The sequence below is a fragment of the Flavobacterium sp. Sd200 genome (assembly GCF_009826935.1).
Lineage (GTDB): Bacteria > Bacteroidota > Bacteroidia > Flavobacteriales > Flavobacteriaceae > Flavobacterium.
Genome location: NZ_WUMN01000003.1, coordinates 577,491 through 599,831, shown reverse-complemented (window position 1 = coordinate 599,831; position 22,341 = coordinate 577,491). Strand labels below are relative to the sequence as shown.

At 41.1% G+C, this 22,341-nt stretch carries 20 protein-coding genes and 1 riboswitch; of the genes, 7 read left to right on the top strand and 13 right to left on the bottom strand.

Annotated elements, in window-relative coordinates; genetic code table 11:
- Positions 1–23: 23 nt before the first annotated feature.
- On the bottom strand, positions 24–833 hold the full coding sequence (locus GR160_RS11855; RefSeq protein WP_160750074.1) for a glycosyltransferase family 2 protein: 810 nt from the start codon (positions 831–833) through the stop codon (positions 24–26).
- Between the two features lie 37 nt (positions 834–870).
- Positions 871–1,995: a glycosyltransferase family 1 protein gene (locus tag GR160_RS11850; RefSeq protein ID WP_160750073.1), complete on the bottom strand. Its 1,125-nt coding sequence runs from the start codon at positions 1,993–1,995 to the stop codon at positions 871–873.
- Positions 1,996–2,304: 309 nt separating this feature from the next.
- Here GR160_RS11850 and GR160_RS11845 point away from each other — a divergent pair, with 309 nt between their 5' ends.
- From GR160_RS11845 to GR160_RS11835, 3 genes are read left to right on the top strand one after another with little or no spacing between them, the layout of a single operon-like run.
- Positions 2,305–3,408, top strand: coding sequence for a DegT/DnrJ/EryC1/StrS aminotransferase family protein (locus tag GR160_RS11845; protein ID WP_160750072.1), 1,104 nt, complete (start codon positions 2,305–2,307; stop codon positions 3,406–3,408).
- Entirely contained in the window at positions 3,405–3,980 is a 576-nt protein-coding gene (locus GR160_RS11840; RefSeq protein ID WP_160750071.1) for an L-threonylcarbamoyladenylate synthase, read from the top strand. Before GR160_RS11845 ends, GR160_RS11840 begins: the two co-directional genes overlap by 4 nt.
- Complete coding sequence (locus GR160_RS11835) at positions 3,980–5,410, top strand: CCA tRNA nucleotidyltransferase (RefSeq protein WP_160750070.1); 1,431 nt, start codon at positions 3,980–3,982, stop codon at positions 5,408–5,410. The genes GR160_RS11840 and GR160_RS11835 overlap by 1 nt, the downstream gene beginning before the upstream one ends.
- Positions 5,411–5,420: 10 nt before the next feature.
- Here the strand turns inward: GR160_RS11835 and GR160_RS11830 are convergent, their stop codons facing one another.
- From GR160_RS11830 to GR160_RS11800, 7 genes are all read right to left on the bottom strand, one after another.
- Positions 5,421–5,780 (bottom strand): hypothetical protein, encoded by a 360-nt coding sequence (locus GR160_RS11830; RefSeq protein ID WP_160750069.1) that lies wholly within the window; start codon positions 5,778–5,780, stop codon positions 5,421–5,423.
- 20 nt (positions 5,781–5,800) lie between these two features.
- Positions 5,801–6,325, bottom strand: coding sequence for a hypothetical protein (locus GR160_RS11825; RefSeq protein ID WP_160750068.1), 525 nt, complete (start codon positions 6,323–6,325; stop codon positions 5,801–5,803).
- A gap of 2 nt (positions 6,326–6,327) precedes the next feature.
- Complete coding sequence (locus GR160_RS11820; RefSeq protein ID WP_160750067.1) at positions 6,328–6,588, bottom strand: hypothetical protein; 261 nt, start codon at positions 6,586–6,588, stop codon at positions 6,328–6,330.
- 81 nt (positions 6,589–6,669) lie between these two features.
- Positions 6,670–7,431, bottom strand: coding sequence for a LuxR C-terminal-related transcriptional regulator (locus tag GR160_RS11815; RefSeq protein ID WP_160750066.1), 762 nt, complete (start codon positions 7,429–7,431; stop codon positions 6,670–6,672).
- Between the two features lie 94 nt (positions 7,432–7,525).
- Positions 7,526–8,311: an ABC transporter ATP-binding protein gene (locus GR160_RS11810; protein WP_160750065.1), complete on the bottom strand. Its 786-nt coding sequence runs from the start codon at positions 8,309–8,311 to the stop codon at positions 7,526–7,528.
- Positions 8,312–8,316: 5 nt separating this feature from the next.
- Positions 8,317–9,351, bottom strand: a complete 1,035-nt coding sequence (locus GR160_RS11805; protein WP_255478517.1) for an iron ABC transporter permease — start codon at positions 9,349–9,351, stop codon at positions 8,317–8,319.
- Position 9,352: 1 nt separating this feature from the next.
- Positions 9,353–10,489, bottom strand: a complete 1,137-nt coding sequence (locus GR160_RS11800) for an ABC transporter substrate-binding protein (protein ID WP_160750064.1) — start codon at positions 10,487–10,489, stop codon at positions 9,353–9,355.
- A 46-nt stretch (positions 10,490–10,535) separates the two neighbouring features.
- Positions 10,536–10,741, top strand: a riboswitch (cobalamin riboswitch).
- 31 nt (positions 10,742–10,772) lie between these two features.
- Here GR160_RS11800 and GR160_RS11795 point away from each other — a divergent pair.
- Together GR160_RS11795 and GR160_RS11790 are read left to right on the top strand one after the other, a co-directional pair.
- The gene (locus GR160_RS11795; RefSeq protein ID WP_160750063.1) at positions 10,773–12,602 is read left to right on the top strand and encodes a TonB-dependent siderophore receptor; all 1,830 of its coding nucleotides are present in this window, start codon (positions 10,773–10,775) and stop codon (positions 12,600–12,602) included.
- Between the two features lie 3 nt (positions 12,603–12,605).
- Positions 12,606–13,658, top strand: coding sequence for a YncE family protein (locus tag GR160_RS11790; RefSeq protein WP_160750062.1), 1,053 nt, complete (start codon positions 12,606–12,608; stop codon positions 13,656–13,658).
- Positions 13,659–13,735: 77 nt separating this feature from the next.
- On the opposite strand, the gene GR160_RS11785 is transcribed toward GR160_RS11790, so the two are convergent.
- Positions 13,736–14,434 (bottom strand): ABC transporter ATP-binding protein, encoded by a 699-nt coding sequence (locus GR160_RS11785; RefSeq protein WP_160750061.1) that lies wholly within the window; start codon positions 14,432–14,434, stop codon positions 13,736–13,738.
- Positions 14,435–14,573: 139 nt separating this feature from the next.
- Here GR160_RS11785 and msrA point away from each other — a divergent pair, with 139 nt between their 5' ends.
- Positions 14,574–15,251: a peptide-methionine (S)-S-oxide reductase MsrA gene (gene msrA, locus GR160_RS11780; RefSeq protein ID WP_202390769.1), complete on the top strand. Its 678-nt coding sequence runs from the start codon at positions 14,574–14,576 to the stop codon at positions 15,249–15,251.
- Between the two features lie 71 nt (positions 15,252–15,322).
- Here the strand turns inward: msrA and GR160_RS11775 are convergent, their stop codons facing one another.
- The 3 genes from GR160_RS11775 to GR160_RS11765 form a co-directional block, all read right to left on the bottom strand.
- Positions 15,323–17,296 carry a trehalase family glycosidase gene (locus GR160_RS11775; RefSeq protein WP_160750060.1) on the bottom strand — a complete coding sequence of 658 codons (1,974 nt, stop codon included), beginning with the start codon at positions 17,294–17,296 and terminating at the stop codon, positions 15,323–15,325.
- A 217-nt stretch (positions 17,297–17,513) separates the two neighbouring features.
- Positions 17,514–18,356: an isoaspartyl peptidase/L-asparaginase gene (locus tag GR160_RS11770; protein WP_160750059.1), complete on the bottom strand. Its 843-nt coding sequence runs from the start codon at positions 18,354–18,356 to the stop codon at positions 17,514–17,516.
- Positions 18,357–18,498: 142 nt separating this feature from the next.
- The gene (locus GR160_RS11765) at positions 18,499–19,437 is read right to left on the bottom strand and encodes a cyanophycinase (RefSeq protein ID WP_160750058.1); all 939 of its coding nucleotides are present in this window, start codon (positions 19,435–19,437) and stop codon (positions 18,499–18,501) included.
- 243 nt (positions 19,438–19,680) lie between these two features.
- Between GR160_RS11765 and cphA the strand changes: the two genes are divergently transcribed.
- On the top strand, positions 19,681–22,305 hold the full coding sequence (gene cphA / locus GR160_RS11760; protein ID WP_160750057.1) for a cyanophycin synthetase: 2,625 nt from the start codon (positions 19,681–19,683) through the stop codon (positions 22,303–22,305).
- Positions 22,306–22,341: the final 36 nt, after the last annotated feature.

The window sequence follows — 22,341 nt, the reverse complement described above, 5'->3', positions numbered from 1 at the left end:
CACAAAGCGTTTGTACTATAGGCCTATTTTTTTGAACGCGGAACAAAAAGCAATACTATAGAGATTAGGCTCTTAAGTACTTTCCAGGCAACTTTGTGTTTTTGTATATGTAAAACCTGTTGTACCCTTTTAGAAGTAAGCAACGATATATCTATATAATCTTCTTCAAAAGCCGGAAAATACTTTTTTATACTTTCTTTTTTTTCCTTAGCAAAAACATCTGAAGCCGTTGTTGATATACCTGTAAAATCATAAACACAAATGGTTTGGTCAAGGTATTTATAAGGGATGTTCTTGTGGCAAATGGCATAGGCAAAAAATTCCCAGTCGGAAGCTATTTTAAATTCTTCGTTATAATAAAACAATTCATCAAACAACGAACGCCTTATAAAGGCTGCCTGATGATTAAGAGAACTGGAATAAAAAAACGAAAAACTAAGCTTGGCAGGATAGGTTTTTAATCTTTCTGATGTTGGACTTTTTTTAATATTGTTGCCATAATAAATGTCATAGTCCTGATTAATTTCAGTATCTGTAGCCTGCAACACCGCCTGATTAAAAAAAAGATCGCCTGAATTCATAAATATTACAAAATCACCTTTAGCTGCCTTAATACCTTTATTCATGGCATTGTAAACACCTTTATCTTTTTCGCTTACCCAATATGAAATTTTATCGGTGTACTTTTCTATAATCTCTTTGCTGCCATCATTACTTCCTCCATCAATAATTATAAACTCGAATTCAGTATAGGTTTGAGACACCACACTTTTAATGGTTTTCTCTAACCCTGCTGCATTATTATAATTTATTGTAATTACCGAAAACTTCATTTGATATTATATAAAATTTATCTTGAGAGCCTTACTACTAACCCATAGCAGCACGATAAACCTCATAGGTTTTTATCGCTGTGTCCTGCCAGGTAAACCGTTCTACATGTCTTAATCCTTTTTCTATATACTGATCTCTTACATCTTTGTTGTAAACTACCAAACTTATCTTTTCCCTTAGGTCTGCCTGATTACCTAACTCAAAAAAAATCCCTGCTTCGGCAGCAACTTCAGGAAAAGAACTGTTTTTTGTTAAAACTATTGGGCATCCGCAGGCCATAGCTTCAAGTACCGGTATTCCAAAACCCTCATATTCTGAAGGAAAAACAAAACATTTTGCATTTTTATACAACAAGGCTAACTCGCTGTCGTCTTCAAATCGCTTTTGCATAACACTATTTGTAAGATTCAGTTCTTCAAGCAATGCTAATTCATTTTTCTTAAAACTGCCACCTCCGGCACATATAAGTTTCAGGCTCGCATCAGCCTCGAACAGTTCTTTAACTGAGCGAACCAAAAATTCAAAATTTTTATAATTGTCCCTCACTCCTACAAACAAAATATAGTTTTCAGGAACATCTATACTCTTGTTAACCTGTGGCAATATAGAATTTCCGTGATAAATTACCTCTATCTTGTCCTCTTCAATTTCAGGATAGATTTTTAGGATATCATTTTTAGTGTTATGAGAAATAGCAATAATTCTCGCAGCTCTTTTCATTAGTGTCAGCTTATTTGCTGCGATTTCTGCTGCATCATTAAAATACTGCGGAAAAAGCTCATGTATCATATCATAAACCGTAAGCACAAAAGGTTTGCCTTGCAAATGTTCTAAAAAATACGCATCATAATAAGTTACTGCAAAAACGTCATAATCCTTTTTCTGCAAAGCCTTAATAGTTTTTTTATTATTCCACTTTTTAACCATTTTACGGGTGCTTATACCCAACTTAGAAAAGAGCCCGAACAAAACGTCATAACGCTTATGTTGCTCTTTATAAAGCCTGCTTACTTTTAGGTACTCGTTTTTAGAAACATATACAGGTATATTGATCTCTATTTCAGTATTTTTATCGAGTTCAGAGAACACTTCTGTATAATGGCGCGAAATACCACCATAAACCTGAGCATTGAATATTTGAGGATCTGCCAGTATTTTCATTAAGTACTTAATGTATTTAAAACCTCATCCAAATAAATTTCTGATGTCGGCGTGCAGGCGCGATAAACAATATTATACTGGCAATTTGTACCCACAGAACTAACATGTTTATTATATCTGTGAATTCCATAAACTAATTTGATTTTTTTAACAAACGGTATCCTCATACTTTACTATTTTACGCTCTCCCTACCAAAATTTATAAACGGCAAATATAGAGATTTCTATTTCAGTACCCCTATGTTGTTCTATAAGTCTTAACATTTGTAAAACTCTTTTTGTTTAAGCAGTATTTACTACTTTTATAGCATGATAAAATTTCTCGACCTGCAAAAAATAAACCTGCTTCACCAGCAGGAAATTGAGGAGCGGCTGCTGCAAACCTTTCGCAGCGGATGGTATCTTTTGGGCAATGAAGTAAAAGGTTTTGAGAAAAACCTATCGGCATATATAGGCACTAAAAATGCCATTGGCGTTGCAAACGGGCTTGATGCACTCCGACTGATATTTAAAGCCTATTTAGAGCTAGGAGTTCTACAGGCGGGCGACGAAGTTATTGTACCTGCCAATACTTACATAGCAAGTATTCTGGCTATTACAGACAATAACCTTACCCCTGTTTTTGTTGAGCCTAACATTGACAACTATAACATAGATATCGCACTGATAGAAAAAGCCATTACAATCAAAACAAAAGCGATAATGATCGTGCATTTGTATGGGCAGGCAGTATTTTCTAATCAGCTAAAGGAATTGGCTGAAAAACATAGCCTAAAAATTATTGAAGACAACGCACAGGCCATAGGAGCCGAATGGCAGGGCATTAAAACCGGAAATTTAGGCGATGCAGCAGGTTTCAGCTTTTATCCGGGCAAAAACCTTGGTGCCTTGGGAGATGCCGGAGCGGTAACCACTAACGACCATGTTTTGGCCCAAACCATTCGCGCATTGGCCAATTATGGCAGCCAGGAAAAATATGTAAATAAATATAAAGGCTTAAATTCAAGACTGGACGAAATTCAGGCGGCCGTACTTGACGTTAAGCTGAAATACCTTGACCACGAAAATGAACGCCGCAGGCAAATAGCCCGTTTTTATACAGATGCCATTAACAACCCTGAAATTATACCGTCGCAATGGCCCGATAATGACAAGCAGCACGTGTGGCATTTGTTTGTTATACGTACCAGGAACAGGGAAAAGCTACAGCAATATCTGTCTCAGAACGGTATTCAAACCCTGATACACTACCCCACACCGCCACACAGGCAGGTGGCATATAAAGAATTCAGCCATTTATCGTTCCCTGTAACACAACAAATTCACGAAGAGGTATTGAGCCTGCCCATAAGCCCGGTGCTTACGGATGAGGAAATACAAAAAGTGGTAACAACCTTAAACAATTACAAATGAACACACCCGATATAAATACCGAAGTACACAACGCTTTTGAAGCCATTAAAAACGGTGGCATTATATTGTATCCTACCGATACGGTTTGGGGCATAGGCTGCGATGCCACTAATCCTGAAGCTGTTAAAAAAATATACGCCTTAAAGCAACGCGAAGAAACCAAGAGCATGATAGTGCTCATGAACAGCGACCGCTTACTCTATAATGTTTTTAAAGAAATTCCCGATGTAGCCTTCCAGATAATGGACCTGTCTGAAAAACCTACCACTCTCATACTCGATAATCCGCGCAACGTAGCTCCAAACATTATAGCCCTGGACAAAACACTGGGCATACGTATGGTTAAAGAGCCCTTTTGCTTTAAGCTCATGGAACGCATGAAAAAGCCACTGGTTTCTACATCGGCAAACATTAGCGGGCAGCCCACACCAACTTCGTTTAAAGAAATAGACCACCATATTTTGGATGGCGTAGACTATATTGTAAATTTGCATCACGAAAAAACTGCGGCAAAGCCTTCTACTATAATAAAGATTGGCAACAACCTGCAGGTAAAAGTGATACGACCTTAATGGAAAACAAAACCATATATAAAGAAGCCCTGCAAAACCGCATTTTTGAAATTACAAAGCAGGCTGCCACTCAGTTAAACGTAAACAGCTATGTTATTGGCGGGTTTGTGCGCGATTTTTTATTGCAGCGTGATTTTAAAAAAGATATAGATATTGTAGCTGTAGGCAGCGGTATAGACCTTGCCCAAAAAGTATCGGCATTATTGCCTCATAAGCCTAAAGTTCAGGTTTTTAAAACCTATGGCACTGCCATGCTTCGCTTTGAGGACATCGATATTGAATTTGTAGGTGCCCGAAAAGAATCGTATAACAAAAACAGCCGTAACCCTATTGTAGAGAATGGCACGCTGGAAGACGACCAAAACCGTCGTGATTTTACCATAAATGCCCTGGCTCTGTCGCTATCTGCCGATAATTTTGGTGAACTGCTGGACCCTTTTAACGGGGTCGAAGATCTTAAGAACAAAATAATCCGCACGCCATTGGATCCAGATATTACTTATAGCGACGACCCGTTACGCATGATGCGTGCCATTCGTTTTGCAACCCAACTGGGTTTCACTATAGAAGAAGAATCGCTTAAAGCTATAGAACGTAATAAAGAGCGTATTAAAATTATTACCGGAGAGCGCATTGTAGATGAACTGAATAAAATTCTCTCTACACCTGTGCCATCTGTAGGGTTTAAACTATTGCACCAAACAGGTTTATTACACATAATACTGCCCGAACTTACTGCACTGCAAGGTGTTGAAGAAGTTGAGGGGCAAACGCATAAAGATAACTTTTTCCACACACTGGAAGTAGTAGATAATATTGCTCCTAATACCGACGATGTTTGGCTTCGCTGGGCCGCATTACTGCATGACATTGGAAAAGCACCCACCAAAAAATTCAGTAAAAAAGTGGGGTGGACATTCCACGGACATGAGTTTTTGGGTGGAAAAATGGTTAAAAAATTGTTTGAACGTCTGCACATGCCATTGAACCAAAAAATGAAATTTGTTTCTAAAATGGTCATGTTGAGCTCACGCCCGATTGTGCTTGCGCAGGATATTGTGACTGATTCGGCAGTGCGCCGACTGGTATTTGATGCCGGAGAGGATGTAGAAAGCCTAATGACACTTTGCGAAGCCGACATAACCACCAAAAACCCTAATAAGTTTAAAAAATACCATAACAACTTTAAGATCGTACGTCAAAAAATTGTAGAGGTTGAAGAACGCGACCATGTGCGCAATTTTCAGCCGCCAATTACAGGCGAAGAGATCATGGAAATCTTTAACCTTAAACCGGGCCGTGAAATTGGTGTACTTAAAGAGGCCATTAAAGAAGCCATACTGGAAGGCGAAATACACAACGACCACAAGGCTGCCTACGAATTTATGATGGCAAAAGCCGAAAAAATGGGATTAAAAAAAGCGATTTAAACTTGCCGTATTAACGTGGTGCTTTTTTAGTATCGCTGTTAAAGTCACGATTCTCGACACTTTCTACCTCTTCTTTTTCGTTGGCAGTGCCGCGGCTTTTGCTTACCACTTTGCCGTCATTGCGGGTAGTTTTGTCATCATTGCTGTTTACGGGCGGTGCTTTCTTTTCATCTACATCGCGGGCGCGCTGCTGCACAACCGTTTCTCCATCCTGCTTTTGTTCGAGTTCGGCTTTTAGTTTATCTTTAGATGGATCGTAATTTTTAGGCAAATTATCTCCGCTAAAGCCTTCGTTCTTATTGCTCTGTTTTTCCTGATTGCCTATTTTTTTGGCACCTAGGTCTTTAGGGTCGTCAGTTCCTGGGTTCATAGCTTATATGTTTTTATTATTTATCTGTGTGATAGTATAAAGTCATAATGCGACTGCACCAAAGCATTAACTGTTTTGTTCAGCGATGCGTCCAGCCCATAATATCCTTCCTTAAGCCCACCACTGTTAGTAAAATAATCTGCCAATGCCGATTTTACAGCCACATTGTTATCAGTGTAGATTTGGTTAACTGTAAAAGTAACATCGTAACTGTTTTGGCGGAACACCAATTGCATCGTATAGTCAATATTATGATTATAGGTTTCTCCGAGACTGCGGTAAAAAAAAGCATTGCGCTTGTATCCGGTTACGGTTGCGCTGTTCTCTGTAACGCCGGACACCTCATAACCTTTTCCCCTATCCGGATTGTTATGTACAATTTCCTGTAGCCATGCTTTTGTAAGCTCTGTCAGTTTTTCGTTAGATGTAGTAGGTATGGAGACCACAACAGGCTCAAAACCGCTTTTACTCACTTTCATTTCAGGCAGCTGAGCATTGGCTAAAACAGCAGATAAAAAACAAAGCAGGCAAAATATCTTAGACATGGTTACACATTTTTAAGGGCTTTTTCAAACTCCTCCTGTATCCTGCCATAAGATACTAAAAAGGGCTTTTTATCTATGGTAACGGTAATATCATTACCTTCTATAGCATACGATCCTTCGAAGCTGCCAATGGGAGTACTACCCTCAAAATTACCCAACTGCTCATTGCCGCTTAAACGGCCTTTATTACCAATGGCTCCTTTAATTTTGGCTATCAGTCCGGCCTTATCTCCCGGATAACTTATTGTAAATGTATTGCTCATACGATTATTATTTACTGTATATGTAAATATAATCAATGCAAAAGCTATTAGTGTTTAGCTTTTGTTAAAGGTTCTCCTGGCTTATATCCAGCCTTCTTTTACAGATTTCATTACAAGGTCTACACCGCTGTGCGTAGATGTTTTTTTCATCATATTGCGGCGGTGCGTATCGGTAGTAAATTTACTTATGTTTAAAATACCCGAAATATCGGCACTGCTTTTACCCTCTGCCAAAAGCCTGAGCACCTGTTTTTCACGCTTTGAAAAAAGTTCTTTTGCCGGTGTAAAAATAGCATTGGGCTGCACGTTTGTAAAAGATGGTTCGCCTTCCATGCCAATAAACGAAAGCATAGGAACTCCCTCCGGTTTAAGGTAGCCAATATCAGTATGTATGCCTAACGAGCGGGTAATGTTACCCTCATCATCATGTTGTAAAATAACCAATTGGTGCAACAGCCTTATGTAGTCTCCGTTTGTATTTTTTATCCTGAAATCATAACGCACCTTATATTTTGTATATTTTTCTAAGGGAAGCCCCCTGAAAAAATTGTGCAGTGTATTTTCGAAATTCAAAAAATAAGGTTGGTCTTCCGGATGTATATTGTTTAAAAAATCAATTGCGGTAATGCTTTCGTTATACCCTAATATTTTTTCTATTTCCGGACTTACATATTCAAACTCGGCATTGCCTACGTTGAAAATAAAATAGTAATAATCCCCAACCTGGAAAATACTGAGCAGTTTTTTGTGTATTTCCAATTCAAAATTAAGCACATCGACACGGGCATCCTGTGCAATTCCTTCCCATATCTTTTTAGCCTCTTTAAAAAACTGTATCTTCATTACCGAACCCTCTCAAAATTACAGATGTAACAAATATAACTATTTTTATAATCAACAGTTTATATTATAATACTGTTGTAAACCCAGCAGATTGTTACCTCACAAAAAAACGCTTGTTAACGGCATCAAAACCAATATTCCCATCAGTAAAAAGATCATCAAAAACATTGCTCTCTATTAACTGTTGTGGTGTTCCGGTTTGAACAATTCCCGGCTTCATAACCATCAGTTCATCACTCATTTGCAAGGCAAGGTCAAGATCGTGAGTAGAATACAGTATGCATTTACCTTCATCTGTTGTGAGTTTTTTTAGCAGTTGCAATAAGTTTACCTTATGCTGAAAATCGAGATGCGTAGTAGGTTCGTCTAATATGATCAATGGTGTATCTTGGGCAAGAGCCCTGGCAATAAGTACTTTTTGCAACTGCCCATCGCTAATTTCAAAATGCTTTTTTTCAGACAGATGCAGCGTTTCGGTCAGCGCTAAGGCATTTTCAATCTTAGCATGATCTTCCTGAGAAAGGTTTCCCATTCGGTTGGTATAGGGCTGTCGCCCTAACGCCACAAGTTCATAAACAGTAAGATTGCTTGGGGGCAGGCTTTCGGTTAAAACAATGCTCAGTTTCTCCGACAATTGAGCAGCCGTATAATTTTTTATACTCCTACCATCAAGTAGTACCTCTCCTGCTAACGGTTTTTCAAGTCCGGTCAGGTTTTTTAGCAGCGTACTTTTACCTATGCCGTTCGCCCCAATCAATGCCGTTAACGAGCCTTTATTCAGGCAAAAATTAATATTAGATGCTACAGTCACAGCCACTTTCCTGGCAGTATAGCCAATGCTAAGATCTTTTGCTTCGAGTATAATTTGAGCAGCTTTCATAAACGTTAATTAAAAATACCTTTTCGTTTGCTAAGCAATAATGCTATAACAACCGGAGCACCAATAATAGAGGTTATGGCATTAATGGGCAATATAAAACTGCTGCCAGGCAGTTGTGTAAAAATATCGCAAAAAAGCATCAATACAGCTCCTGTGAGCAGCGTACCTAAAAACAGAATTCCATGCCTGCTGGTTTTAAAGATCAGTTTGGCAATATGCGGCACCACCAGCCCCACAAAGGCAATAGGCCCCGCAAAGGCAGTAATACAGCCTGTAAGGAGGCTTGTTGCCATTATAATTATAAAACGTGTACGCTTAAAATTTATACCCAGGCTTTTTGCATAACGTTCGCCAAGCAGCAAAGCATCAAGGGGTTTAATGGTAAGCAGGGCAAGAGCAAGCCCTATTGCAATAACTACTGCTAACAGTATAATATTATTCCATGGCAGGTTGCCAAGGCTTCCCATAGCCCAAAAAGTATATTTTTGCAACTGTTCGGCGGTACTAAAATAGGTCAGCACCCCAACAATAGCACCGGTAAAACTGCTGAACATGAGCCCGATGATAAGAATTGCCATCGTATCGCGCACGCGTTGCGCCACTGCAAGCACAGCAAGCAATACTATAAAGCTACCTGCTGTGGCTGCCAGCACAATACCGTATGCCGATAGAAATAAACCGACCATTGCTGCGGGCAAAATACCCGAAGCAAGGATAACGAAAGCCACCCCAAGGCTTGCTCCACTGTTTAGGGCCAACACATCGGGGCCAGCAAGAGGGTTACGGAAAAGCGTTTGCATCATTAACCCGCCTATAGACAGCCCCATGCCCGCCAATAATGCCGTAATGGCTTTGGGCAACCTGTAATTTAGTATAATATACTGCCAACTGGTTTTAGATGCTTCGCCACCTGTAAGGCTTTGCGCTACATCGCTAAGTGGAATTTTAACCGCACCCAGGCTTATGTTTGCCATAAAAAGCAACACGAGGGCAATGCCCAAAGCAACAAAAAGCGTTATATGGCGGTTGGTAGTATTCAAATTATTTTAGTTTTTCGAAAAACTGAAGTTCATATCCAGGCAACAACTCCGGGTGTAGTATGCTTATAAGATCTTTTAACACCAGATCGGGGCGATTTGGTGCAAGCTCATAATACAACAGTCCGCCTGTTGCTCCCTTTTTGGTACTGAAAGAATATACCGCTTGGTTTTGAAACGATTTAAAATGCGAATAGTGCGGATTGGCATCGGCCATTTCTTTTAATGATGTAAACTGACTTGGGCCTATCCAAAAATCGGCATCCTGAGCTTTCTCTAACACTGTTTCAAAAGACAGGTTCAGGCTGCCTGTGCCCTCACTGTCAGCCCACAGGTAGTTAGCTCCTGCATCTTTTAAAAACAAGGCTGCCCAACTGCCTCCCTGTGGCATATACCATTGATTTTCATATAATGCGCCTGCCACAACTGTTGGTTTATTGTTTACTTTTTGCGCAAGCTTAAGTGCAGCGTTATAATCGTTCTCAATTTTAGCAAAGAGTTCATTGGCTTTGGCTTCTTTACAATATAAGGCTCCAAAAAATTTTATCCACTCGGCTTTGCCAAGCGGCGATTGCTCTGTCCAGTCGCCATTATAAATAACTTTAAGTCCACTTTGCTCTAAGGCAGTAAGGGTTTTATTGACACTGCTAATGCTAAATGCTACAACAGCATCCGGCGAAAGGTCTATCAGTACTTCAGTATTAAGGCTTTCGTTTTTACCCACCTCTTTTACTTTGCCTCCATCTATACGCTTGCGTGTGTTTACAGATGATATATAATCAAGTCCCGGAAAGCCAGTCAATGTATTTTCTACTCCAAGTATCTCTAAAGATGGTATGTGTGTTGTACTTGTAACTACAACACTTTTTAAAGGCACGGGTATAGTGGTAAATTGTTTAAGGCTATCGGGTATTGAAGCTCCTTCTTGCTGCATTATGTAAGTATAACTCTCTTTAGCACCGGGCCAGGGCTGGGTAATTTTTACCACACTATATCCCTGATAATTATATATTTCGAGTCCTTTGGCATATTTAACCGTATTAGTGCTTTCTTGGGCAATAGCCTTTTGGGACTGCACTTCTTTTTTACATGAAAAAAGTACAGATAACGAAACAAACAGCAGGTAATAAAGCTTCTTCATACATAAAATTAGATAGCTGCAAATGTATAAATTAAAAATTCAATATATCTTTGTGTACACCTAAGGTTGCATTTGTGCCCACAGCGCAAAGCATTAAAAGGGAACCGGGTTTAATGCCCGGGCTGTTCCCGCAACTGTAAGCTTATCTCTCTTTTAGGGAGGCTGTTGTTAACTGCACACCACTGCTCTATGAGCGGGAAGGTAAACAACAGCACGCAAGCCAGGAGACCTGCCTTAAGCCTAAACAATTAAAGAGCCTTCGGGAAAAAAGGTTCCTGCATTTATGACTGTAAAACATATTTCCCTACCGTTATTGCTCCTTACGTTCTGCAAGCTTGCAGCGCAACAGGACAGTATTGTACAACTCAAAGAAGTTGTAATATCCGATACGCAATTGCGTGATTTTTCTGTATCCCAATCGGTACAACACCTCAACGATTCTATCATTAGCCGTAATGCGGCATCGTTAACCTCACTTTTGCAATACAACACTGTTATTTATTTTAAAGAAAATGGTTTGGGCATGGTGTCATCTCCTTCATTCAGGGGAACAACATCACAACAAACAGCAGTTATATGGAACGGAATCAATATAAACTCCCAACTCAACGGGCAAACCGATTTTAATACGATCAATACACGCGATTTTACCACCATATCGGCACGTGCAGGAGGCGGAAGCGTTATGTATGGCAGTAGCGCTATTGGCGGCAGCATACACCTTGACAACGAACTGGCTTTTGGAAATATGTTTTCCAATCAGATAAGAACCGATTATGGCAGCTATAATACCTTTGGACTTAACTATAAGCTCAAGGCAGCAACCGACAGATTTAGCAGCAATGTGAGCGTGAGCCGAAACAGCAGCGACAACGATTATAAATTTCCGGGCTACGATATTTATAACGACAACGGCCAATATTACAACACCAGTATTAATGCAGCATTTGCTTATAGGCTTAACGCTAAAAACATACTGCGTTTTTACACCTATGCTTTTGATGGGCAAAGGCATTTTTCGCGCACGCTGGCAGCACCGTCCAGAAGTATGTATGATGATACAAATACCCGAAACCTACTGGAATGGACTGGCACCTATAACCGCTTTACATCCCGACTTAAAGTGGCCTACTTAAAGGAAAAATACAAATATTTTGAAGTTTATAACAGTAACACACACACTTTCGGCAAAGTAAGAACGTTTATTGGACGCTATGACGCAACATATAATTTTAGCCCGAAATTAAAACTAAACGCAATTGCAGACTATACTCAAAATAATGGCGAAGGTTCGGACATTATAAATAAAAAACGAAATATCGGTTCGGGCAGTTTGCTGTTAAGCCATCAGGCTACCAACAGGCTTCAATATGAACTGGGTTTGCGTCAGGAAGTGAGCGATGTTTATAACAGCCCATTGCTATTCTCGGCAGGTGCCAATATTGCAGTAGCAAAGTTTTATACATTAAAGTTTAACGCATCGCGCAATTTCAGGATACCTACTTTTAATGACCTTTACTGGCAAGGCAGTGGTAACCCCGACCTGAAACCCGAAAGTTCATACCAAGCCGAAGTAGGTAATGTTTTTACCCACAAAGGCGTTACATTGAGCCTTACTGCTTATTACATAAAACTAACCGATATGCTGCGTTGGGTGCCCGACGCCAGTGGTTTGTGGAGGCCGGAAAACGTGGGCAAAGCAAAAACATATGGTATGGAATCGGTATTACGATATGATAAAAAAATAGGCTACAGTCACATAAACCTTAGCGGAACATATGCTTACACCATATCTCGCGAAGACGGCAGCAATAATCAAATGATGTATGTGCCAATACATAAAGCCACCGCATCGGCAGCATACAGCTATAAGAATGTTTCGTTTTATTACCGCCACCTGTTTACCGGTGAGGTATTTTATACTACCGATGCTTCAGGAAACATAAATCCTTACAATGTATCTTCGGCCGGAGCCGAATATACCTTTAAATTCCTGAAAGGGTGCAGCGTTGGTGCACAGGTAAATAATCTTTATAATTCACAATATTTAAGTATGGCATCGCGCCCAATGCCGGGTCGCAATTATAATTTGTATCTTAACCTAAATTTTTAATACATGAAACTTAACAAATTATTATTAACGCTATTTGCAGGATCGCTGTTTTTTGTATCCTGTAGCAGCGATGATGATGCAGCTGTGGCATCAGGAGCTTATCAAACAGGCGTTATCGTTTTAAACCAGGGTAACTTTAACAGTGCCAACGCATCAGTATCTTATTTTTCAAACTCTTTTGCTGTAGAGAACGATATTTTTGCCACACTTGCCGGGCGTCCGTTGGGCGATGTTGGGCAGGATATTGGCCTTGAAGGTGATAAAGCTTATATTGTGGTAAACAACTCGCACAAAGTAGAAATTGTTAACCGTTATACTTTTGCTCCAATAGCTACATTAAACACTGGGCTTACCAACCCACGCTACATTACTTTTGCAAACGGAAAAGGCTACGTTACCTGCTGGGGAGCAGGCAATAGCGCTGCTGACGACTATATTGCGGTAATAGACCTTGCCACCAACTCGCTTACCAGCACAAGAATATCTGTAGCAGAAGGGCCTGAAAAAATTATTGAAGAGAACGGCAAACTGTATGTTACGCACAGGGGCGGCTGGAGCTCCGGCAACAGCGTGAGCGTTATTAACCTTTCAAACAATACTGTAGAGGCTAACATAACCGTGGGCGGTATACCTGATTCTTTAGAAGAAGAGAACGGCACCCTATATGTATTGTGCGAAGGATATTCTATGTATGATCCTGTAGAAACAACAGGTAGCATTACGAGAATTAATACCTCCAATAATGCAATTATTACAGTAACAGAATTTCCGGGTATTACACACCCTAAAAATCTTATTATAGAAGATGGCTCGATATACTACACCATTGGTACAGAAGTATATAAAACAAATCTTGTAAGCACTACATTGCCAACAGCATCTTTATTTAACTCAGGTGCAAATATCTTAGGCTTTGAGGTTGAAGATGATCATATTTATATTGGATCGGGAACATTTACTGCTAACGGCCAGGCTAAAGTGTACTCACTAACAGGCACGTTACAGCAAACTTTAACTATGGGTGTTGCGCCTGTAGGCTTCTATTTTAATGACTAAATCAATATCAAAACGAATAGTTACCAAAAACGCTCCGGAAACGGGGCGTTTTTATTTTTTATCAGGAACACGGTTAATTACATCAAAGACACATCCTCTTTTGGCTCTGTATGCCCACTGATGATTTTTCCATCACTCATAACAAGCTTACGGTCTGCCATATTGGCAAGCTCTTCGTTGTGGGTCACAATAACAAATGTCTGCCCCATTTCATCGCGAAGCTTGAAGAACAGTTTGTGCAGGTTTTCGGCCGATGCCGTATCGAGATTGCCCGATGGTTCATCGGCAAAAATAACGGCTGGTTTGTTTATTAGCGATCTTGCTACCGATACCCTTTGTTGCTCTCCGCCCGAAAGCTCTCCCGGCTTGTGATTGATGCGATGCGACAGCCCTAAATAATCCAATAACCTTTTGGCTTCCTGTTCGATTTCGGTTTTTGGTTTATTGGCAATATATGCAGGTATGCATACATTTTCGAGTGCAGTAAACTCGGGCATTAACTGATGGAACTGAAATATGAAACCCAACTGCTGATTCCTGAAATGCGAGAGTGCCTTGTCTTTTATATGAACAACATCCTGCCCGTTTATTACAAGCGAGGCATCAGCCATTGCATCAGGTTTATCGAGCGTACCCAATATTTGCAGCAGTGTGGTTTTTCCGGCACCTGAGGCCCCTACAACAGATACTATTTCGCCCTTGGCAATATACAGGTCTACCCCTTTTAAAACATGAAGGTCGTCATAATATTTGTGTATGTTTCTGGCTTCTATCATCGGTACGCTTTTGCACAAAGAAACAAACATTTTAAAACATAATAAACGTTTTTTGGCACAATATTTAATGTATAGTATTGTAAAGTTTAGTTAACAAAACAAACTGCTTTACCATAACAATTGATTTTGTGTACCAAATATGAAAAAGATAACCGCAATACTACTGGCCATGTTTGCAATATCGTGCCAGGGTAACGAAAAAGACCCAACGGCCGAAAGCCTGGGCAAAATTTCACAACAAGTTAAAAAAGGAGATTTAAAAATGGACAATACAAAAACAGAGACTGCCATATTTGCCGGTGGGTGCTTTTGGTGCACCGAAGCATTTTTTACCGACCTTAAAGGGGTTGAAAAAGTAGTATCGGGATACATTGGCGGGGCAACCGTAAACCCAAGCTATAAAGATGTCTGCACAGGGCAAACAGGCCATGCCGAAGCCATACAGATTACTTTTAACCCCGCAGAGGTAGCTTATGAAGACCTTTTGGAAATATTTTTTGCCACACACGACCCTACAACCCTAAACAGGCAGGGGGCCGATGTAGGCACACAATACCGCAGTGAGATATTTTACACTAGCGAAGCTCAAAAGGCGGCAGCAGAGAATTTTATTAAACTCCTAACCGACCAGAATATTTTTGAGGGCAAAAAAATCGTGACGGCTGTAACAGCTGCAAGTAAGTTCTATCCTGCCGAAGACTACCATCAGGACTATTATGCACTTAACGGTAACCAGCCTTACTGCCGTGCCGTTATTGCACCTAAAATGGATAAGCTGCAAAAAAACTATAAGTCTAAGCTAAAAGTAAAGCAGTAATTTAGTGGTCTGATCTATACACTTCGCCCCGAAATATTTCGGGGCGATTTTGTTTTTATAAAGTACACAACCTAATTCTTTACAAACACATCCTCGGGCTTTTCTAAATTGTCGAGCTTTTTAATGTATTCTTCGGGCAGCAGGCTCATGCCATATTGGTAGGAGGCATTCATCCATCCAAAGCCGCTACGGGTAATGTAGGCAAAATCAGTACCTACATTGCCATACTCAGCATAAACCTTGTGGGTAGCATTTACCACATCATACTTTTCAGGAATAGTGCCGTTGTAGTCTACTGCATTTTGCGTAATGGTCCACATCCAGCGGTACACCATTTCGCGGGCTTCATCTTCATAGCCATAATCTATAAGACCTTTCCACAACATCATCTGGTGCGGAGCCCATCCGTTAGGATAATCCCACTGTCGCTGCACATCTGCCACTGCATATTTTTCGAGCGACGCCTTGCTGCTGCCCGTAAAACCACCCTGAGCCTTGAGCTCTTTCATTAATATTGCGACCATTTTAGAGGCTTCATCTTTTGTTGCTAACCCTGCCCACAGCGGAAAGAAATTGGTAGCCGACATAAAATCTGACTGAGTGCCCGTTTTTTGGTTGTAATCAAAAAATCCCTGTGCCTTTTCGTTCCACATATATTTATGTATCAATAACTTTCGGGCTTCGGCTTTCTCATGCCAATAGGCCGCAGTGTACACTTTTCCGCTCAGTCCTTTAAAGCCATCTTTAAAATAAGTACCCACTAAAAACTCAAAGTCTTTTTCATACTTGTATAACAGTGAGTTTACATCTACACAGTTCAGGTCGGCAGCCACATTGTCCAGCCTCCAACTGGTGTCATGCCCACTTTCGCGAAGCGTGCGGTCGTGCACAAAATAACGGTCGAGTGTTGTGTCCTGAACAGTCCCGTTTTTATAAGCCTCTTCAAATTCGGCTTCGGTCATGTTGTGTTTATGTGCATAGCTTTGCAGTATCTCTTTAAAATGCCCGGGCTCTGTTTCGGGCGGAATCCCAATACCATCGGCATAATAGCGGTTAAGTCCTGTATTTTCGGTATAGCGTTTACCTCCCATCCATACGGTTTCATATTCTAAAATGGCAATCGCAAGACTTTCGGCAAGCCACTCTTTGTCTTTAGCATGCATGGCATGATATACCTCCCTTATAAAAGAAGACAGGAATGGCGGCTGTGTGCGCGTTAAATAATAAGACCTGTTGGCGTTGAGTATCTTGCCATAGTATTTTATCTGATAGCAAAAATTGTCTACCATGCCTTTAGCGAGATCTATACGTTTATCGAGTAACAGGCCAATACCTTCAAAATAGCTGTCCCAGCCATACATTTCGTTAAACCTGCCACCGGGAACCACGAAGGGCACTCCCTTGCCAGTCTCAATTTTAAGGGCTAATATTCCCGGCTTATCGTTAATCGATTTTACATATTCGCTTGTAATATCTTTCGGTAAAATTGCCACCTCAAGGTTTGGTATACGGGTTTGCACATCTTTAAAATAGGCAATGCCAACACTATCGTTGTAAGGCACATAAATGCGGTGCTGCGTGTCGTGCATTTTATCATCACCCACTATGCGGTGCAGGCCGTCTTCGTCTATCGTACGGGTAAGATCGTCCCAGAACTGGGTGCGAATGCGGCGCGAAATACGTTCGGCCGGAGGTTCCTGTATTTGCCGTAAAGATATAAGCAGATGATCATGGTCTCCGTCGTTTGCAATGGCAAGCTCCTGTAAAAGGTTGCTGATATAGTAGGTATTGCGCAAAATAACTGTGTCGCCCTTAGTGCTGGTCATAAAATAGTCTTTATTGACCGGGGCATCGTCTTTGGTAATACGTTTATCGCCATCAGTATCATAACCTGCAAGCAAATCCTGCATGGTTTTATTGATGGGAAGATCAAACACTATCTGGCTCTCTACAAATTTAGAACTGCAACTCATAACTACACATGCTGCCCCCAGTGCACAAAACACTGTTAAAGGCTTTTTGGGGTTAATGAAAAATGTAAACATGCAACTTATTTACTATTCGAAAAACCTAAATATACAACATTATGATGGTTGGCTTATTCTGTAAAGGAATACTTAACATTACATTAGCATGTTTATTCGGCTTTAAAAGAGAGTCATCAACTCCGTCGTAGTACTGTACTAGAAATTGAAAACAAAAAACCTGCAGGTTTCCCTACAGGTCTGTATATGTTCGTAAAAATATGATTGATGCTGTAAACTATCCAAACACTTCTACATTTTCTCCGTCAAAACTGGCAAACACCATGCTTGGATGCGAATCCTGATGAAATATAGTTCCGTTGGAATCTATGGCAATGGCACCTGCAAAACCGTCATAAGGTTTTAGTTCTTCAAAAGTTTTGGCAAAGGCGTTGGCAATAGGCATACCATCGGTAACACGGGTAACAATTTTTGCAGCAGTGGCGTTGCTTACTATATCTTCGCCCACACCTGTGCAGCTCACACCGCAAAAAGCATTGGCATAGTTTCCTGCCACGGTGGCACTATCGCTTATGCGCCCAACCATTTCAAAGCCTTTACCGCCTGTAGACGTAGCCACTGCAAGTTTCCCGTTTGCATCGAGTGCCACACACCCCACAGTACCTATTCCTGTTGCAGCAAGTTTCTTTTCAAACTCTGCACGCCTTTCAGGGGTTTCGGTACTAAATTCGGCAAAGCCATTTGTATGTGCAAAATGGGTTGCTCCTGCCCCACCTAAAACACGGTCGTCATAAGGCATAAGCTTTTCGGCTACCTGTATAGGGTTTTGCACGTTTTGTATATTAATAACACCGCTTAGTTTTTGCGTGGTTCCGTCCATAAGGGCAGCACTCATGCGTATCTGTCCGTCACTTTGTATTTGCGACCCTATCCCTGCATTAAACAGCGGACTGTCTTCCAGAAGCGTTACGGCATACACTACCGTTTCGGTAGCCGTATGTGTTTTTAGATACTCAAAAGACTGCTTTACAATAGTAGTTAGCGCCTCTTGCTTAGCAAGCTTGGTTTGGGCATCGGTACTGAACTCACTAAAAAAACCACCGTGTATTATTATTTTCATGATTTGTTATTATTGGCCTCACCCCCAACCCCTCTCCAAAGGAGAGGGGAGCCGGGAACGGGTATAGTTCGTATAATTATAGTAATAGTGTTTTCAAGAGTGAAGCTAGTCCCTCTCCTTTGGAGAGGGTTGGGGTGAGGCCTTAATCTATGCTATCTGCCTTTAAAGGCTCATCGGCATCTGTTTCCACCGGTGTATATAGCGGGATAGAATATTGTGAATTATGGATTTCCATAGTATGGGTGTTCAGGTCGTAAGTATCGAACATACTCATTACATGAACCGTAAGGTTGCTTATGCTTATAGGTTTGCCAAGCTCTACCTGGGTTAGGTTAGTATCAGTAATCTGCCTGCCGTCTACCAGTATTACAAGTCCGGATCCTATGGCCTCCATTTTACCGTTGCTTGTAATAAGTAGTCCGGTGTCTTCGCCCAAACCTATTCCAAGCACACGCGGGTTGCCCACAACTGCCTGAAACAAACGCCCAATACGGCCGCGCTGTACAAAATGCGTATCTATAATCACATTTTCTATAAGGCTAAGGCCGCTGGTAATTTTAACCTCGCCTTTTAGCAATGCTTCCTGGCTGCTGCCCTGATAAATCATATTATTAGAAGCCGCAGCAGCACCTGCCGAAGTACCCGCATAAATAAAATCTTCGTTCTTAAATTTATCCAGAATGATGTCGTGTAGTTTTGTACCTCCCAATATAGAAGTAAGCCTTAACTGGTCGCCTCCGGTAAACATAACCACATCTGCCGCCTGTATGCGCTCCAGTATTTCGGTATCTTTAGTTTGCTCACGCTTTTCTATATACATTAGGCCAACGTTCTTAGCATTTAAATATTCAAATGCCTTAACATATTGCGGCCCTACCTGCCTTGGTATAACAGAGGCTGTTGTTATAACTTCTATACGCGAATTTTCGCCATGCTTCGATTCGCTTATGATGCGTTTTAAGATACCTGTTTCAAAAAAATTCAGGTTATTGGCAATATTTTGGTCGTAGGATGTTTCGGTAAAACTTCCTTTGTCTACCGCACCGCCAATTATTATAAGTTTTCCCTGTACATTATTCATGTTTGCAAAAGTAATTAAATACGAAAAAAACGCAATTTACGGTTAATTATTTCTTTCCTAAACGTTACCTAACGAACTATTTATAAAATAATTACCGCAAAGATACTTTTTAATTATTTTTTTAAGTAATTTTCTAACGATGAAATACCAATTAAAAGCATTTTATCACACTTTAACAAAAAACCAAAAACACGGATTTTATTTAGCAATAACTACTAACCTTATTCCCATTTTTGACGATTTATGAAAATAGAGAAGATCCAGGCCCTGCGCGGACCCAATATTTGGAGCGTAAAAAGAAAAAAACTAATACAGATGCGCCTCGATCTTGAGGAAATGGAACAATATCCCACCAATAAAATAGACGGTTTCAGGGAGCGCATAGAGGCTTTAATGCCATCGTTATATTCGCACAGATGCAGTGAAGGTGTTCCGGGCGGATTTTTTTCGCGTATTGAAAGAGGTACGTGGATGGGACATGTTATAGAGCACATAGCCCTCGAGATACAAACTCTTGCCGGAATGGATACCGGCTTTGGCCGCACACGCGAAACCAAAACACCGGGCACTTATAATGTGGTATTTAGCTACCTTGAAGAAAATGTAGGCATTTATGCCGCCGAAGCTTCGGTGCGCATTGCAGAAGCCCTTATTGCCGGTACCGAATATGATCTTGATGCCGACATACAAAATATGCGCAAAATAAGGGAGCGGGACCGCCTTGGCCCAAGCACCGGCAGTATTGTAGAAGAGGCAGTAGCGCGCGATATTCCGTGGATACGTCTTGGCACGAACTCCCTAGTACAATTAGGGTATGGCATTAACCAAATGCGTTTTCAGGCTACCATTACCAATAAAACCAGCCATATAGCGGTAGATATTGCCTGTAATAAAGAACAAACCAAGCGCATGCTCGATGCAGCCTCTATACCTGTGGCAGGTGGCGGCATTTGCAGCGATGAAGACGGCCTAAAAGATATTATTGCTAAGATTGGCTACCCTATTGTGCTTAAACCACTGGATGGCAATCATGGTAAAGGGGCATCTATTAACGTAACAAAATATGAAGATGCAGTTTCTGGGCTTGCATTTGCACAAAAATACAGCAGCCGCGTTATTGTAGAAAAATTCATTACAGGTTTTGATTTCAGGGTTCTTGTTATTGATAATAAGGTTGTGGCTGCTGCCAAAAGGGTGCCTGCACATATAAAAGGCGATGGAGCTTTAAATATACAGCAGCTTATAGACAAGGAAAATGAAGATCCACGCAGGGGATACGGCCACGAAAACGTGCTTACCGAAATTAGCGTAGACCGTGATACTACCGACCTGCTGGACAAGAAAGGCTACACTTTAGAAACGGTTCCTGCCCAAGACGAAATTGTGTATCTAAAATCGACAGCAAACCTTAGTACCGGAGGAACATCGGTAGATGTGACGGATATGATGCACCCTGAGAACATATTTTTGGCAGAACGCATATCGCGTGTAATAGGCCTTGATGTGTGTGGTATTGATATTATGGCAGAGAACCTAACGCAGCCCCTAAAAGAAAATGGTGGGGTTATATTAGAGGTTAACGCTGCACCGGGCTTCCGTATGCACCTTGCCCCAAGCGAAGGGCTGCCGCGCAATGTAGCTGCCCCTGTTATAGATATGTTGTATCCGCCGGGTAAACCAAGCCGCATTCCTATTTTTGCCGTTACAGGTACAAACGGCAAAACCACCACTACCCGATTGCTGGCACACATTGTAAAAAACAATGGCTTTAAAGTCGGCTTTACGACGTCTGACGGAATATATGTGCAAAACCACATGCTTGAAAAAGGCGATACTACAGGGCCATTTAGTGCAGAATATATTTTGAAAGACCCAACAGTTGAATTTGCTGTGCTTGAAACAGCCCGTGGCGGCATCCTGCGCTCAGGTCTTGGGTTTAGCCGTTGCGATATTGGAGTGATTACCAACATACAGGAAGACCATCTTGGCATTAGCGATATTGAAAACCTGGACGACCTTAGTCGTGTAAAAAGGGTAATTCCGCGAAGCGTAAAAAAAGACGGCTGGGCTGTGCTTAACGGCGATGACCCTGAGTGTATAAAAATAGGTAAAGAGCTGGAATGCAACGTGGCCTATTTTAGCATGGATGAAGAAAGCGAATTTATTAAAGCCGAAGCAAAAGCAGGACGTGTTACTGCCGTATATGAAAATGGCTTTATAACCATTAAAAAAGGCGGCTGGAAAATAAGGGTAGAAAAAGCATCGCACATTCCGCTCACATTGGGTGGTAAAGCAAGGTTTATGATTGCCAACGTGCTTGCTGCTACACTAACATCATATCTATGGGGCTTTAAGACCGAAGACATCAGTCTTTCACTGCAAACCTTTATTCCGGGGGCAGCACAAACACCGGGCAGGATGAATATTTTTGAATTTAAAAAGTTTAAGGTATTGATCGACTTTGCCCACAACCCTGCCGGATATCTTGCCGTAGAAGACTACCTGCAAAACGTAGAGGCTACACAAAAAATAGGTATCATATCGGGGGTTGGAGACAGGCGCGACCAGGATATAAGAGACTGTGCAACCATTGCTGCCCGTATGTTTGACCATATCATCATCCGTAACGAAAAACACCTACGCGGTCGTACCGAAGAAGAAATAACAGGACTGCTTATAGAAGGCTTTAATAAAACGGACAGGCAGATTACCTACGAAACAATACCTAAAGAAACCGACGCTATTAAACACGCCATAGACAATGCCGAAGAAGGCAGTTATATTACTGCATTAAGCGATGTAGTGACCAACGCCATAGGAATTGTACAAAGCTACCTTGACAAAGAAAATGAGGAAAGCATCGTGTAACCAAACAACAGAGGGAGCTTTTTGCTCCCTCTTGTT